The sequence below is a fragment of the Cryobacterium serini genome, from assembly GCF_004404025.1.
GTDB lineage: Bacteria > Actinomycetota > Actinomycetes > Actinomycetales > Microbacteriaceae > Cryobacterium > Cryobacterium serini.
Genome location: NZ_SOHN01000009.1, coordinates 450,336 through 465,760, shown reverse-complemented (window position 1 = coordinate 465,760; position 15,425 = coordinate 450,336). Strand labels below are relative to the sequence as shown.

General features: G+C 62.6%; 16 protein-coding genes. 8 read left to right on the top strand and 8 right to left on the bottom strand.

What is annotated here, in order from left to right; all coding sequences use genetic code 11:
* Positions 1 to 79: 79 nt before the first annotated feature.
* Positions 80 to 283 carry a transcription antiterminator/RNA stability regulator CspE gene (gene cspE, locus E3T51_RS07720; RefSeq protein WP_035840308.1) on the top strand — a complete coding sequence of 68 codons (204 nt, stop codon included), beginning with the start codon at positions 80 to 82 and terminating at the stop codon, positions 281 to 283.
* 131 nt (positions 284 to 414) lie between these two features.
* On the opposite strand, the gene E3T51_RS07715 is transcribed toward cspE, so the two are convergent.
* Positions 415 to 894, bottom strand: a complete 480-nt coding sequence (locus E3T51_RS07715; protein WP_092107921.1) for an Lrp/AsnC family transcriptional regulator — start codon at positions 892 to 894, stop codon at positions 415 to 417.
* Positions 895 to 1,145: 251 nt separating this feature from the next.
* Positions 1,146 to 2,963 carry a DEAD/DEAH box helicase gene (locus E3T51_RS07710; RefSeq protein ID WP_134529260.1) on the bottom strand — a complete coding sequence of 606 codons (1,818 nt, stop codon included), beginning with the start codon at positions 2,961 to 2,963 and terminating at the stop codon, positions 1,146 to 1,148.
* A gap of 81 nt (positions 2,964 to 3,044) precedes the next feature.
* Between E3T51_RS07710 and E3T51_RS07705 the strand changes: the two genes are divergently transcribed.
* The gene (locus E3T51_RS07705) at positions 3,045 to 3,833 is read left to right on the top strand and encodes an SGNH/GDSL hydrolase family protein (RefSeq protein ID WP_134529258.1); all 789 of its coding nucleotides are present in this window, start codon (positions 3,045 to 3,047) and stop codon (positions 3,831 to 3,833) included.
* A gap of 54 nt (positions 3,834 to 3,887) precedes the next feature.
* Here E3T51_RS07705 and E3T51_RS07700 read toward each other — a convergent pair whose 3' ends face one another.
* Entirely contained in the window at positions 3,888 to 5,129 is a 1,242-nt protein-coding gene (locus tag E3T51_RS07700; RefSeq protein WP_134529256.1) for a D-alanyl-D-alanine carboxypeptidase family protein, read from the bottom strand.
* 45 nt (positions 5,130 to 5,174) lie between these two features.
* Positions 5,175 to 5,984, bottom strand: coding sequence for a TrmH family RNA methyltransferase (locus tag E3T51_RS07695; protein ID WP_134529254.1), 810 nt, complete (start codon positions 5,982 to 5,984; stop codon positions 5,175 to 5,177).
* A gap of 131 nt (positions 5,985 to 6,115) precedes the next feature.
* Here E3T51_RS07695 and E3T51_RS07690 point away from each other — a divergent pair, with 131 nt between their 5' ends.
* Together E3T51_RS07690 and E3T51_RS07685 are read left to right on the top strand one after the other, a co-directional pair.
* Positions 6,116 to 7,039, top strand: coding sequence for a Sir2 family NAD-dependent protein deacetylase (locus tag E3T51_RS07690; RefSeq protein ID WP_134529252.1), 924 nt, complete (start codon positions 6,116 to 6,118; stop codon positions 7,037 to 7,039).
* A gap of 66 nt (positions 7,040 to 7,105) precedes the next feature.
* A complete protein-coding gene (locus E3T51_RS07685) occupies positions 7,106 to 7,690 on the top strand; it encodes a histidine phosphatase family protein (protein WP_241989214.1) in 585 nt (194 codons plus the stop codon).
* Between the two features lie 99 nt (positions 7,691 to 7,789).
* Here the strand turns inward: E3T51_RS07685 and E3T51_RS07680 are convergent, their stop codons facing one another.
* Positions 7,790 to 8,860, bottom strand: coding sequence for a glycosyltransferase family 4 protein (locus tag E3T51_RS07680; RefSeq protein WP_134529250.1), 1,071 nt, complete (start codon positions 8,858 to 8,860; stop codon positions 7,790 to 7,792).
* On the bottom strand, positions 8,857 to 9,792 hold the full coding sequence (locus E3T51_RS07675; protein WP_134529248.1) for an alpha/beta fold hydrolase: 936 nt from the start codon (positions 9,790 to 9,792) through the stop codon (positions 8,857 to 8,859). Before E3T51_RS07675 ends, E3T51_RS07680 begins: the two co-directional genes overlap by 4 nt.
* A 117-nt stretch (positions 9,793 to 9,909) precedes the next feature.
* Between E3T51_RS07675 and treS the strand changes: the two genes are divergently transcribed.
* From treS to E3T51_RS07655, 4 genes are all read left to right on the top strand, one after another.
* A complete protein-coding gene (gene treS, locus E3T51_RS07670; RefSeq protein ID WP_104192719.1) occupies positions 9,910 to 11,607 on the top strand; it encodes a maltose alpha-D-glucosyltransferase in 1,698 nt (565 codons plus the stop codon).
* A gap of 119 nt (positions 11,608 to 11,726) precedes the next feature.
* The gene (locus E3T51_RS07665; RefSeq protein ID WP_134529246.1) at positions 11,727 to 12,428 is read left to right on the top strand and encodes a GAF and ANTAR domain-containing protein; all 702 of its coding nucleotides are present in this window, start codon (positions 11,727 to 11,729) and stop codon (positions 12,426 to 12,428) included.
* Between the two features lie 81 nt (positions 12,429 to 12,509).
* Positions 12,510 to 13,223 carry a GAF and ANTAR domain-containing protein gene (locus E3T51_RS07660; RefSeq protein WP_104192721.1) on the top strand — a complete coding sequence of 238 codons (714 nt, stop codon included), beginning with the start codon at positions 12,510 to 12,512 and terminating at the stop codon, positions 13,221 to 13,223.
* A gap of 92 nt (positions 13,224 to 13,315) precedes the next feature.
* Positions 13,316 to 14,002: an exonuclease domain-containing protein gene (locus E3T51_RS07655; RefSeq protein WP_104192722.1), complete on the top strand. Its 687-nt coding sequence runs from the start codon at positions 13,316 to 13,318 to the stop codon at positions 14,000 to 14,002.
* A gap of 159 nt (positions 14,003 to 14,161) precedes the next feature.
* Here the strand turns inward: E3T51_RS07655 and E3T51_RS07650 are convergent, their stop codons facing one another.
* Positions 14,162 to 14,413, bottom strand: coding sequence for a type B 50S ribosomal protein L31 (locus E3T51_RS07650; protein WP_092107894.1), 252 nt, complete (start codon positions 14,411 to 14,413; stop codon positions 14,162 to 14,164).
* A 193-nt stretch (positions 14,414 to 14,606) separates the two neighbouring features.
* Positions 14,607 to 15,389 carry an ABC transporter ATP-binding protein gene (locus E3T51_RS07645; protein WP_104192723.1) on the bottom strand — a complete coding sequence of 261 codons (783 nt, stop codon included), beginning with the start codon at positions 15,387 to 15,389 and terminating at the stop codon, positions 14,607 to 14,609.
* Between the last annotated feature and the right edge of the window lie 36 nt (positions 15,390 to 15,425).

Sequence of the window (15,425 nt, the reverse complement as noted above, 5' to 3'; positions counted from 1 at the left end):
TCGGAAGCGGACGACGAATACCGCGACGAACGGTCCCGACAGTCGGGGCCGGTCTTACACTCCTGGAGGAGTTTTACAAATGGCAACAGGTACCGTGAAATGGTTCAACGCTGAAAAGGGCTTCGGCTTTATCGCACCCGACGACGGAAGCGCCGATGTTTTCGCGCACTACTCCGCGATCGCGTCGAATGGCTACAAGTCCCTCGATGAGAACCAGAAGGTCGAGTTCGAGGTAACCCAGGGCCCCAAGGGTCCTCAGGCCGAGAACATCCGCGCCCTCTAAATAGAGCTTGCGAAGAACGCCTCCCGCTTTTGCGGGGGGCGTTCTTGCTTTAATGCTGGATGGGTATGACCACGTGCTGGTTGAGGGCTCTCGTGGCGTCGGTAAACGCGAGCGGACCGGGCCGATCCGCCCTACTTCACCAGGTCTTGCCAACCGTCGCCATCGACATATTCGAAGATCAGGTTCGTTTCGGTGTGAGCGACGGCCGGATGCTCCGCGAGGTGTTCCAGCACAAAGTCACGCAGGTGTGAGGCATCCGCTGCGGCAACGTGCAGCAGGTAGTCGTCGGCGCCGGCGGTGTGGAACAGCCCGATCACGCCCGGCCAGTGCGGGGCGGCGTTGCGAAAGTCATCGATCTGCACCCTGGCGTGCTTGGCCAGTCGCACGGAAATGAGGGCCTGCAAGCTCGCACCGAGCGCAGCCAGGTCGATGTTGGCCCGGTAACCACGAATGTGGCCGAGCTGCTGCAGGCGGCGCAGGCGCAGGGACACCGTGGACTCGGCGACGCCGATTTCGCTCGCCAGGGCCGCCCCCGAAGCCCTGGCGTTGACCGACAGGGCGCGCAACAGCGCGCGATCAACCCGGTCAAGTTCCGGCTTCTTCGATTCCATTAACAAACTCCCTCGTTACCAAGGAGTTTATGCGATTCGAGCAGAAAAATTGCAAGGGTCTGCAGTTACACCTGTGCGAGGACATAGAACCTGCTTCTGTGTGGGGACGCTGCCACCGTCGTCACATATTAGAACTCTTGTCGTGCATGCCGGGATGGCCCCCATCGTTTGATCGGGCGAAAACGTGCGTTCGCCGGGTCGCTGCCTCTAACGCACTGATTAGATCGGTGTAGCCGCGGCCCGGACCAGCGCTAGCTGCGCCCGAGGCGGCGGCGGAGCAGGTCAATGCGCATCTGCAGCTGCGTGACACTAGCCTGGGCGACGGCCGGGCCACCGCACAGCCGACGGAGTTCGGCGTGAATCATGCCGTGCGGTTCGTTGGCGAGTTTGGACCACATGCCGACAAGACTCGACAGCAGCGTGCGCTGTTCTTTGAGAGTGCGATACAGGGGCGGCGGCTCGAGCGGGGCGATGTCGCCCGTCACCGGATCCTTGCGCTTGTCGGTCGACCGTTTCGACTGACGGGACTGGCGTTGCCGCAGCAACTCCGACACCTGTTCCGGCTCGAGCAGACCGGGAATACCGATGAAGTCGAATTCTTCGTCGGTGCCCGGCTCAGCGAGCTCTCCGAACTCGTCTCCGTCAAACATGACCATGTCAAAGGTCGCCTGGGAGTCAAGCGCCTGCCAGGTGAGATCGTTTTCGCCGAGATCGTCGGAGGCCTTGTCTTCCTTGTTCGCTGCAGCGACCATGGCGTCTTCGGGGTTGTACATACCGTCGTCGCCGTCGTCACGGTTGCTGCGGTCGAGGGCGTGGTCCCGCTCGAGCTCGAGCGCGTTGGCAAGGCTGAGCAGGCCGGGAACGTTCGGCAGAAAGATGGATGCCGTCTCACCACGCCGGCGAGCCCGCACGAACCGGCCAATCGCCTGTGCGAAGTACAGCGGGGTGGCCGCACTGGTGGCATAAACGCCGACGGCGAGGCGCGGAACGTCGACGCCCTCCGACACCATGCGCACGGCAACCATCCACCGACGGGTGTTCTTGGAAAACTCGTCGATGCGGTCACTCGACTCCTTCTCGTCGGAGAGCACGATCGTGACCGGTTCACCGCAGATGTCCTCGAGAATGACCGCGTAGGCACGAGCGGCGGTCTGGTCGGTGGCAATGACGAGACCACCGGCATCCGGGATGCCGTGCCGCACCTCGGTCAGGCGAGAGTTCGCGGCGCGCAATACCGACGGAATCCATTGCCCGCTGGGCTCGAGCGCCGTGCGCCAGGCCTGGCTGGTGATGTCCTTGGTATTGCCCTCGCCGAGCTTGGCTTCCATTTCATCACCGGCCCGGGTGCGCCACTTCATATGCCCCGCATAGACCATGAACATCACCGGGCGAACCACGCCATCGGCGAGGGCGCGGCCATAGCCGTAGGCATAGTCGCTTTGCGACATGCGGATACCGTGCTTGTCAGGCAGATAACTGACGAAGGGAATCGGCGCGGTGTCGGACCGGAACGGGGTACCGGTCAGCGACAGGCGCCTGGTAGCCGGCCCGAAGGCCTCCCGGATCGCGTCGCCCCAGCTCAGGGCGTCTCCCCCGTGGTGGATCTCATCGAGGATGACAAGGGTGCGACTCGACTCGGTGAGCTGTTTGTGCAGGGCTGCGCGAGCCGCTACCTGCGCGTAGGTCACGACGACACCGTGATAGTGGCTGCCATAGCTGCGGTCTGCGTTCTTGAACATGGGATCGAGACGGATGCCCGCGCGCGCTGCGGCATCTGCCCACTGGTTCTTGAGATGCTCGGTGGGCGCAACGACAGTGATGCGGTCGATGGTGCGGCGGGAACGCAGTTCGGCGGCTAGTCGCAGGGCGAATGTGGTCTTGCCGGCGCCCGGCGTAGCCGCGGCCAGAAAGTCGCGAGGTTCGTGCACGAAATACGCTTCCAAAGCTTCGGCCTGCCAAGCGCGCAGCTTGCCGGCCGTACCCCAGGCCGCGCGTTCGGGGAAGGACGGCGACAGGTGTTCGGCTGCACTCGTTCCCTGGGCTGGACCGAAAACCGATGGAGTATTCACTTCTTACAAATCTACCAAAGCCCACCGACGTTCGCGTGCGCCGGGTTCGACCAGCGGGGGCTGTTCCGACAGACTGGGTCGATGACGAAGCAACAGCATCCATGGTCGCGCTACGTCGCCCTCGGCGATTCGTTCACCGAAGGCATCGGTGATCCCGAACAGGAGAGTCCCGGCGGTTACCGGGGCTGGGCCGATCGGGTGGCCGAGATCTTGAGCGACGGCACCGAGGATTTCGCCTACGCCAACCTGGCTGTGCGCGGCAAACTCATTGGCCAGATTGCCGACGAACAGATCGAGCCGGCCCTGGCCCTGCGCCCCGACCTGATCACAATTTCGGCCGGCGGCAACGACGTGATTCGGCCAGGGGCCGACCCGGACCTTATAGCCGCCCGCTGTGAGGCAGCGATTTCGCAGCTGCGCCGGGACGGCGCGACGGTCGTGCTGTTCACGGGAGCCGACCTGGGATTTTCTCCCGTCTTTCGCAGCATCCGCGGTAAAGTCGCGATCTACAACGAGAATCTGCGGGCCATTGCCACGAAGTACGACTGTCTCGTGGCCGATATGTGGCAGCTCACGGAAATTCGGGACCCGCGGATGTGGGCGCCCGACCGGCTACACCTGAATGCACTTGGGCATCACACCGTGGCACGCATGGTCCTGGACACCCTCAACGTGAAGAATTCACTCGCGCCGAGCGAACCAGAACCGATGCTCGGTACCAACTGGCGCCAGGCTCGCACAGAAGATCTGGCCTGGGCGCGGGAATACCTTGTTCCCTGGGTACTGCGCCGGTTACGTCACCAGTCCTCCGGCGACCATGTGACGCCCAAACGACCAGACGCCGGACCCTTCACCCTGCCGACGGTCTGACCCGCTGCGCCGGCGCCGGACGTTTGCGAAAACGGCGGGTTCGGCGCACTGAGGTCAACCGGCGGCGAGCTCGCCGGGGTGCCCCATGCGCCAGGCCGGACCGGGATCCGTGAGGGTGCGCTGCAATTCGAGCGGCACAGTTACCGTAGTGGGTATTGCAGTACCGATTGTGAAGGACACCTCGCCGACCTCATCGCCGGCCCGGCCGAGTTGCACGTCCTTGGCCGTCGCGGCCCCCGCGATCGGTGAGTCCGACCAGACCAGAACCGATGCCGCCCGCTCGGCGACAATGTCGCTCACGTCGCCCCACTGAGTCCTGTAGCTGCCGAACACTGCGCCTTCTTCGGCCAAGACGACCTCGTGGAAGCCAGGCTGGATGCTTGCGATCAGCGCGGCGATCGCAGAATTAAGCTCGGAGTGCGTGTCCCCCCCGAGAACCACGCCAACAAGGGTGACCGCGCTGCTTCCGATAGTGAAATCGGTCGAGAACAACAGGCAGGCACCGGCAACATCCGTTGTGCCCGTCTTGATGCCGTCGACACCACCGCGGCCGAGCAGCTTGTTCGTGTTGGTAATGGTTCCGATGACCGGTAGGACCGCCGACGGGAGGGCTACGATTTCGGCGAGGGCCGGGTGGCCGACGACGAGCTTGCCGATCTCCACCAGGTCGGCCAGGCTGCTCACGCTCGACGCGGAGAGGCCGCTCGTGTCGGCGATGCTGGTCTGGGTCAAGGCGTTGTCGGCCAGCCAGGTTTTCGCGGCCTCCAGGTAGTTGTCCACGGATCCGTACGCCCACACTGCGAGGGAAGACGCATAGTTGTTAGCCGACGGCAGCAGCATCGCCTCAAAAGCCTCACGTTGCGTGAGCACCATTCCAGAGACAACGGGTGCCACCGAACCATTCTCGGCGAGCGCGTCGTAGTATCTGTCCACGTCGGCGTCGGTAAAGGTAATTTCGGGTCCGCCCTCGCCGGCACCGAGTGGCTTGGCATCGAGGATGACCAGGGCTGTGACCATTTTCGCAATGCTCGCGATCGGCACCGTGTCCTGCTCGCCGGTCGAGGCCAGAACACCGGGAAAACCGACCGCGCCGATAGCGCTCGCGCCGAAGGCCGGCCAGGCCGGTGCAGCCGCCGGTTGGGAGAGAGCGCCCGGCTGCACGATCGATGCGGTGCTGGGCGGTATAGGAGCCAGGTTGGTGGCGCCGACGTAGCCGATTCCGCCCAGCACAATGAGGAGAACGCTGAAGACGGCCAGTCTTCTGCGCCGGAGGAGCACACGCCGGGAGGGAGACATCCGATTAGCCTAACTTCTTCGTATCGTGCAGCCGACCCGCCGAGATCACGAGCGCACTCGCAGGGCGTAGAGCGCGACCGCGCTGGCCGAAGCAACGTTGAGCGAGTCGACGCCGTGCAGCATGGGAATTGTCACGACCGTGTCGGCGGCAGCCAAAGCGTGCTGGCTGAGCCCATCACCCTCGGCGCCGAGGATGATGGCGAGTCGTTCGGGCACCGCCTCGGCGAACATGTCGAGGGAGACCGCGTTGTCGGCCAGCGCCAGGGCGGCCAGATGAAATCCCGCAGCGTGCAACAGCGGGGTGGCCACGCTCCACTCCGGCAGACGAGTCCACGGTACCTGCAGCACCGTGCCCATGCTCACACGCACGCTTCGCCGGTAGAGCGGGTCTGCGCAGCGCGGGGTGATCAGCACGGCATCAGCCCCGAGCCCGGCAACCGAACGAAATATGGCGCCAACGTTGGTGTGGTCGACGATGTCTTCGAGGATCACGATGCGGCGGGCGTTTGTCAGCAGTGCTTCGACCGGTTCCAGCGCCGGGCGGTGCATGGCGGCGAGGGCGCCACGGTGCAGGTTGTAGCCGGTGAGCTGCTCCAGCACGCCGGGCTCCCCCACGTAGACCGGCACGTCGGGCCAGTCGACCAGCAGTCTCTCGGCGTCAGCCATCCACTGTTCCTGAATAAGCAGGGACCGGGGCCGATGCCCGGCGTTCAGCGCCCGCGCGATGACCTTGGGTGACTCAGCGATATACAGCCCGCCGGCCGGTTCGAGAACCCGCCGCAGGGCGACATCGGTCAATCGCGAATAGTCGGCGAGACCCGCACTGGACAGGTCGGTAATGCGGGTGATCTGCACGAAGAAGTGCCTTTCGAGACGAGTGGTTGAGCTCAAGCCTGACAGGTGGGTAGTCAAACAGGAAAACAGACGAGTTTAGAATCAACTCACGGGCATATGGTTCATCCCGTCCCTGCGTGAAAGGAGCACCGATGACAGCCGACTCGGCCCCGCCCAGCGAAACGACGCTGGTCGACGCGCTCGAGCCCGTGGGCGCTCCCAATACCGCCGCTGCGCTCGCCTCGGCGGTCGCCCTTGACTCCGAGCGGGCAGTGGATGCTGTGGCCACCCTGTTGCGCGGCAAACGTGCCGCCGTACTCACCGGCGCCGGCCTCAGCACCGATTCCGGCATTCCGGACTATCGCGGTGAGGGCGCGCCGATCCGCACTCCGATGACCTTTCAGACTTTTATTGCCGACGAACGATCGCGGAAACGCTATTGGGCTGGCAGCCATTTGGGTTGGCGAGTGTTTCGCCAGGCTGAACCCAACCTCGGGCATCGCTCGCTGGTGAACTTGGAAAACGCCGGTGCCATCGCCGGTGTCATCACCCAGAACGTGGATGGCCTGCATACCCGGGCCGGCTCACGCCATGTCGTCGAACTGCACGGCTCCCTCGACCGGGTGATCTGCCTGGCCTGTGGCCAGGCGTTCGGCCGAGACAGTATCGCTGCGAGACTCGAAACCGATAACCCCGTACTCCGCGACTCGGAGAGCATTCGGATAGCTCCCGATGGCGATGCCGACGTGGGAAACATCGATGACTTCGTCGTGCCGAACTGCACGGTTTGCGGGGGCATGCTCAAGCCCAACGTCGTATTTTTCGGTGAGCTCGTTCCCACGGAAACATTTCTTGAAGCGTCCGCTTTGATTCAGGGTGCCGACGCCCTCATCGTGGCCGGATCTTCGCTCGCCGTGAATTCCGGCATCCGCCTGGTGGAACAGGCTCGCCGGCGCAAGCTGCCCATCATTGTCATCAACCGCGGCGTCACCAAGGGTGATGGGCGTGCGCTGCACAAACTCGAAGCCGGAACTTCTGAAACCCTCGCGGCCCTGACCGAACGCCTGCTGGGCTGACCGTTGGTGTCCGCCCCGCGAAGCGCCGATCCGACTGGTGGACCACGTACGACTATTTTCTCAATCGTGCGCCACGGCCAGACCGATTGGAATCTGCACCACCGCATTCAGGGCCGCACGGATATCCCGCTCAACGCTGCTGGGCGGGCGCAGGCTGTTGCGGCAGCGGCACGCCTGAAGAACCGACGTTGGAATGCGATAGTAACCAGCCCGCTGCTGCGCGCCGCTGAATCGGCCACAATCATTGCCGCCGAACTCGGACTGGACGAACCCGAAGTGGTTGCCTCCCTCACCGAACGCCACCATGGCGCCATCGAGGGGCTCACCTTCGCTGAACGCCAGCACCGGTTTCCGGACGGTATGGCCGTTCCCGGCCTCGAAACTCGCAGCGACGTCGTCGACCGGGTACTCGCAGCGTTGGCGGCATTGGCCGACGTTCGCGCCGGGCAGTCCGTTCTGGTGTTGAGCCATGGCGGGATCATTGGAACGTTGCTGCGTCACCTCACCGACGGCGATCGCCCGAGGCACGGCGAGTTCATCGCCAATGGCTCGGTGCACGACTTTCGGTGGGAGAACGATCAGCTATCACTGACCCACTTCGATGCGACGACCCGATCGCCCGGCGAGCGCGGCGAGACCCCCCGCCGATAGCGCCCTGACCCTCGACGTCTAAACGTCCGGAGGTGCTGTGTCGGAGGGAGGCACTCGGTCTCCCGTTCCGCGACGCGACCGGTCGAGTTGCGGTACCCGCTACGCGATGGGTTTCGTCCCCGCCAGCACCCGGAGCAGCGTGCGAGCTGACGCCGCCCAGGTGAACCGAGCGGCCTGTTCGATCGATAGGGCCGAGCGCGTTTGCCACTCCCCCTGCATCGCCAGGCGACGCACGGCTGCAGCGAGTGCGTCAGCACTGCGCGGATCGAAGTACAGCGCGGCAGCTCCGCCGATCTCACGAAAGATAGGAATATCACTGACCACGACGGGTATGCCGAGGCTCATCGCCTCGACCAGGGGAATTCCAAAGCCTTCATCGAGCGAGGCGGTCACGAGTGCCGTCGCCGAGCGCATCAGGCGGTGATACTCCTCATCGGTCACCCCGTCATGGAAGACCAGCCGGGCTTGCGGTACCAACCGGGTCAGCCGTGCCCGTTCGGTCGCCGATACCCGGCTGAGCAGGTGCAGCTCGTAATCTGGCAGGTCGGCCAGAGCCATGACCAGCGTGTCGAGGTTCTTGTAGGGCATGAAAGACCCCATGTAAATCAAGCGGGTCGTTTCCGGGACACTTCGGTGGGTGGGGACGCCGGGAACGGTGTTGGCGGCGTTCGGCACCACGGTGACCGGCCGCCGGGTGAGGTGATGCTCGGAAATCAGTGAACGGGTGGTCTCGGAAACGGTCACGATGCCGTCGGCGCCGTTCAGCAGCATCCGTTGTGGCCACCAGGAGAGATGGTAGGCGCGCCAAAGCAGTCGGATCCACGGTGAGAGGTCATGCGGGGGTGTGCGGTTGCGGTAGTAGATGAGGTCGTGCACGGTCAGGAACAGCCGGTATTTGCGGCCCCAGGACCCCATGGTCTGCATGGGGCTGAACACAACGTCAGGCTGCAGTCGGTTGACCGTCAGGGCGATGAGTGGTTCGAACAGACTGGTCGGGGCACGCACGAGCTGCCAGGGCAGGGCGGGCAGCATCCCGAGTTGGCGGTGGTCACTGATCAGCATGGTCAGCGGATGCAACCGACCCAGTTCGGCGACCAGGCCAGCAGTGTATCGGCTGATGCCGTCGTGGTGATCCAACCGCACATAGCGGCAATCGACGACAATTCTCATGCTGGTCGAACCTCAGCGAGAAATTCACGGATGAACTCGGCGGCAGGTTTCGGCTTCTCGTAGTGGATGAGGTGGCCGACCCCGTCGATGACCCGCAGCGTCGAGTTGGGAAACAGCGACTGCAGTCGGTGCTGCGCGGCAAGCGGTGTGATGTCATCTTTGTCGGCCGCGATCAACAGCGTGGGCTGCCGGATTCGCGCAGCGAACTCGCTCACGTCGTGACTGACCGAAGCGGCGAACGCCTCCATCACGACCCGCCGGTTGGCGAAGGCACTGAAGTACCGGTCGTGCTGGTTGTGGATCCAGCGCCGCAGGGCCGGATCACGCGTCTTGGCCATGCTCACGCTCATGATGCGTACGATGGCCCGGTTCTGCAGCAGCGCATAGCCCCAACGATCCGGCAGACTCGCGGCACTCCAGTAGTAGAACACGGCCAGTCGGGTCAGCACACCGCGCGGCCCGGACAGTGCCGGCGCGGCGATCGGATTGACCAGTATGACGTCGTGCGCGACCAGTCCGTCGGCCACGGCCGCAGCGACCACGATTGAGCCAAAGGAATGACCCAGCACGACCAGCCGCCCGGCCGGCGCCAACAGGTGGATAAACTGCTGGAGCCAGTTGGCGTATGCCTCCAACGAGTGCACGCCGCCGGGCAGCGGCACTGACTCGCCGAAACCGGGCAGGTCGGGTGCCACGATGCGCAGGTCAGCCGAATTTAGGCCGTCGCCCAACAGTTCAGCCACGACCAATTGCAGACCGTGGTGATCTCCCCGAAACCCGTGCACCAGTACGAGGGTTGTCGCCGCGGCGGGGTCACCGTAGTCCCAGTACCGCGTGTCCGCACTCTGGCGGTCACTGCCGGGAACGGATGCGGTGAGCTCACGCACCGGCAGGCGCCGCAAAAGCTTGTCGTAGGGAGAAGAAACGATCATCGGCCCTAGTTTAGGCGCGACACTTACGCAAGGCTGGACGTGCATCGGGGTGGCCGATCTAGACTCAAGCCACCACACGCGTCGAGAGAGCCCTTTCGCGCGGACGGAAGGAAAGCCGTGAGCTTCACCGCACCCATCCAGCTGCCCGGTTTGGCCCTCGATCCGCGGTGGTACCGCCGCGCCGTCTTCTATGAGGTGATGGTTCGGTCGTTCGTCGACAGTAATGCCGACGGTTCCGGAGACCTGTCCGGCCTCGTGTCGAAGCTCGATTACCTGCAGTGGCTCGGCATCGACGCACTGTGGATTCCACCGTTCTTCAGCTCACCGTTGAAAGACGGCGGCTACGACGTGGCCGATTACCGCACCATTTTGCCGGAATTCGGCACCCTCGAGGAATTCAAAGACCTCGTGACCAAGGCACACGAACGCAACATGCGCATCGTGATCGACTTTCCACTAAATCACACGTCCGACCAGCACGAATGGTTTCAGCAATCCCGTGAGGACCCTGATGGGCCCTACGGAGATTTCTACGTGTGGAGCGACACTGACGAGCGGTACCCCAACATTCGCATCATCTTCACGGATACCGAGGAATCGAACTGGGCTTTCGACCCGGTGCGTCGGCAATTCTTCTTCCACCGCTTCTTCTCGCACCAGCCCGACCTCAATTTTGAGAACCTGGCCGTGCAGGAAGCCATTTTTGATGTCATACGGTTCTGGCTCGATCTTGGTGTCGATGGCTTTCGACTGGATGCGATTCCGTACCTGTTCGAGTCCGACGAGGGCAACGGCGAGGGTGAACCACCCACCCACGAGTTCGTCAAGCGGCTACGCGCCATGGTCGATCGGGAATATCCCGGCCGAGTCATGATCGCCGAAGCCAATCAATGGCCGCGCGAGGTTGCCGCATTCTTTGGTACCGACGAAGAACCGGAATGCCACATGGCCTTCGATTTTCCGGTGATGCCGCGCATCTTCTACTCCCTGCGTTCCCAGCAAGCCAACGAACTCGTGCGCGTTCTCTCCGAAACGACCGACATTCCTGATGGTGCCGGCTGGGCCGTGTTTCTGCGCAACCACGACGAGCTCACCCTGGAAATGGTGAGCGAGGAGTACCGCCAGGCCATGTACGGCTGGTACGCCTACGATCCACGAATGCGCGCCAATATTGGCATTCGCAGACGACTGGCCCCCCTGCTCGATAACTCCCGAGCCGAACTCGAGCTGGCCCATGCCCTGCTCTTTGCCCTTCCCGGTAGCCCGTTTCTCTACTACGGCGACGAGATCGGAATGGGCGACAACATCTGGTTGTCTGACCGGGACAGTTCCCGTACGCCGATGCAATGGACCCCTGATCGCAATGCCGGCTTTTCCGATGCCGATCCCGGCAAACTGTTCCTGCCCATCGTGCAGTCCCTCGTCTACAACTTCACGCAGACCAACGTGGAGTCACAACTAGCCCAATCCGGTTCACTTTTGCACTGGATTCGCAACGTGATCCATGTACGCAAAGCACATCCGACCTTCGGGCTGGGCGGCATCCGTGTGCTCAACACCAACCACGAATCCGTACTCGTTTTCATCCGGAACTATGCCGGCTCCGGTTCCATGTTCGGCGATCAGCCAGAAACGGTGATGTGCGTGTTCAGTTTCTCCCACAACCCCGTCGCGTTCACGATCGATGACGTTGACATGGCCGGGACGCGGCTGTACGACCTGTTCGGCGGCGCAGTCTTTCCCAGTTTCGATAATGAAGGCTCTCTCACCCTCACGCTCGGGGCGCAGAGTTTTTACTGGCTGCACTGCGGCTGACCACGTCGGCCGTTTCGCTGGCCCGATCGGGCTGAACTCCACGGGAACATTCATTGTCGCGATCGTGCGCAGGACGTATCCTTGGAGTACGCAAGCCATCCAACGCCTGGAGGCAGGTCGTGGCTGAATGGACCAGTACCGAAGTCGGTGTCGAGGACACTGCTTTGTGCGCCCATTTTCTTGAGGCCTTGCCCGTGAACGGCGCTGCCGTCTCGGTTTTCGGCGGCGCCGTACCCGAAACCATTGTCTGTGCCACCGATCGCCTCGCCGCGCGGCTCGACGAACTGCAGTTCGATCTCGGCGAGGGACCGCGTTGGGAAGCCGCCCGAACGCGACTTCCCGTCTTGGAGCCTCGGGTTCGAGAGGTGGAGCATCCGTTGTGGCCGGTATTCCACATGGCACTGATGGACACTACGGTCCAAGCGCTCTACGTCTTCCCCCTCATTCTCGGCGCGCTCAATGTCGGTATCGTCGAGCTGTACAGCACCACCCCGGGAGCATTTGGTCGCACAGACCGTGCAAAAGCATTGGTACTGGCCAACGAGACCGCCTGGAACCTGCTCGACCATCTGCTCCGAGTGCAGGAGGCCGCCACCGGTGCAACGTCGTTGACGTCCACAGCCCCTGCGGAGTCTCCACTGTCGCGCCGGGAAATTCATCAGGCCACCGGCATGGTGCTCGTGCAGATGAACGTCACGCCGACGGATGCCCTATTGCTGCTGCGCGCCCACGCCTTCTCCCACGGTAAAACGGTGCGCGCCATTGCAGGTGACGTGGTCGCACGGCGTCTGCACTTCAGCCCGCAAAACACCGAGTTATAGTCTTCCTCGGTGCGAATTCACTCGGTGCGAATTCACTCGGGACAACTGACTAATTTTCAGTAAAGGTTCTAGACTTTCTTCATGGTCACCATGGCTCGCGCCTCACTGGTGAGCGCCGCCTTCATGAAGTTGACGGACACTCTCGTGGGCGAATATGACGTTTTTGATGTGCTTCATACCCTGGTCGAGGCGTGCGTCGAAGTGCTCGACGCCACCGCCGCTGGCATACTGCTGGCCGACCCGGGTGGGGAGCTCCAGGTCGTAGCCTCTACCAGCGAAGAAAGCTACCTGGTGGAGGTTCTGCAACAGCGGGCTGGCGCCGGTCCGTGTGTGGACTGCTATCTCACTGGCAAAGTCGTCACTCTGGGCGACATCAGAACGTATTTGGACACCTACCCAGACTTTGCGGCCGCCGCTTTGTCGCAGGGATTTCGCTCAGTGCATGCCATTCCGATGCGGGTCCGCCATCGGTCAATCGGTGCACTCAACCTGTTCCGCTCCGATACCGGCGACGTCACCCCCGAAGACGCCGCGATCGGGCAGGCCATGGCCGATATCGCGACCATCAGTATTCTGCAGGAACGCACGGTGCGAGAAGACGCCGTCGTCAATGAACAGTTGCAGCGCGCCCTGAACAGTCGCATTCTGATCGAACAGGCCAAGGGGGTCATCGCCCAGGTCAGCACGGTCGACATGGACGAAGCTTTCAAACGACTGCGAGCGGATGCTCGGGCGAACAATCGCACGATGCGCGAGAGTGCCGAAGACGTTATCAACCGTAGCGTGCAACTTTGATTTCACCCCACAACCCCCGCTCCCCGGGCCGCCGAAGCAGAGCCCCGGCTCGCGCAGCAGAACGTGTCGGCGGTCGCCCCTAGGGTGGGGGTATGAGCACTTGGAGCGATCACCTCGCCGTATTCGACCTTGAAACTACCGGCATCGACGTAGAAACATGCCGCATTGTGTCGGCCACTGTCGCCGTTATCGACGCGAGCGGTACGGCCGTTGAGCGCATCGACTGGCTGGTCGATCCGGGCATCGACATTCCCGCCGGCGCGACCAACGTGCACGGAATCACGACAGAGCATGCCGTAGAGCACGGCCGCACGGCAGCCGAGGCGGTGGCCGAGATCGTCGGCGCACTGCGTGGTCATCTGAGCGACGGCCTGCCGATCGTGGCCTACAACGCCCCCTACGATCTCACCCTGCTCGACCGTGAAGCCCTGCGCTATGGCATCGCCCCCCTGATCTCCCCCAGCCCGGTCGTTGATCCGCTCGTCATCGACAAAGCCGTCGATAAGTATCGAAAAGGCAAACGCACCCTGGAGGTCACGAGCGCGTTCTACGGAGTCAGCCTGGAGGAAGCACACGATGCCGGAGCCGATGCAATCGCCGCCGGTCGTGTCGCCCAAGCAATTCACCGGGCACACGAAGGTGCCCTGCCCACCACTCTCGACGAGATGCACGCGCTGCAGGTCACCTGGTATCGCCAGCAGGCCGAAAGCTTTCAGGAGTACATGCGGCGCGGCCGCGACCCCGAGTTTCTGGCTGACACTGCCTGGCCCCAGCGTTGATTCCGTATTTGTTGCTCAGGTCTTTGTTGACCAGAAAAATTAATGTAATGCAATAGCCGGACTGGCCTCAGTACTGGGCCTGCTGGCAGAAGAAAAGAGCGACCAGCCGAAGCTGGTCGCTCTTTTCTTCTAAAACTGGACGTCTGCAAATATCTGGTGCTATTTGCCGAACCCCTTGTAACGCGAGTTGAACTTCTCGACGCGGCCGGCGGAGTCCATGATGCGCTGTTTGCCCGTGTAGAACGGGTGCGATTCGGAGGAGATTTCCACGTCGATGACCGGGTACGTGGTTCCGTCTTCCCACTCGATGGTCTTCTTGCTGGAGACCGTCGAACGGGTCAGGAAGGTCGCGCCGGAGGCGAGGTCGCGGAAAACGACGGCAGCGTACTCGGGATGAATGTCAGACTTCATGAAAATTTCCTTTTGCACTTCTGGTGAACAGACTTGTAACTGGTCACAGTGCTGTTCGATTGTTGGGCACCGCTCGCCGTATGCCCAAAAGACAACGCCAAGCCGGTTGGCCTGATGGCCAGCCCCTTACTTTAGCAGAACTTACTTTGGCGGGAACTCCTCGGCGTTGAAGCCTTCTGTTGGAGCGTTCCGTTTAGACAGCGCGCGCCCCGAAGCGGCCGTCGTTCTCGGTGAGTTCAATGTTCAGGCCGAACGTCTCGCTCAGAGCCGTCGCGGTGAGCGCCGTGCCGATTGGTCCGGCCGAGACGACCTTGCCGCCGGACAGTAGCAGCACATGGGTGAATCCAAGTGGAATCTCTTCAACGTGGTGAGTGACCATGATGATGGCCGGCGAATTGGGTTCCTGGGCGAAGCCGCTAAGAAGCTGCAGCAGCGCTTCCCTGGCGCCGAGGTCGAGGCTCGCAGCTGGCTCGTCGAGTAAAAGAATTTCCGGGTCGGTCATGACTGAGCGGGCGATCTGGACCCGTTTCTGTTCTCCGTCGCTCAGGGTGCCGAATTTGCGGTCGGCAAGATGATCGAGATTCCATTCCTGCAATACGCGCTGGGCTCGTCGTTCATCAATGGTTTCGTATTCTTCGTTCCACCGGCCGGTTACCGAGTAGGCCGCCGTCATGACAACGTCGAGGACCTTCTCATTGGCGGGGACCTTGCGTGCCATTGCAGTCGAGGCGAACCCGATCCGGGGCCGCAGCTCGAAGACATCCGTACCGCCAAGGGTCTCATCGAGTACCTCGGCCTGACCGGTCGACGGATGCATGAAAGCTGCGGCAATCTGTAACAACGTGGTCTTGCCGGCCCCATTCGGGCCAAGGATGACCCACCGTTGGTCGTCGTCGACGCTCCAATTCACTGAGTCGAGGATGGGGGTGCCACCCCGGACGACCGAGACGTCGGTGAAATGCAAAACGTTGACCATACAGCCATGTTATCGGGCGGGGTCGACGCAGAAATA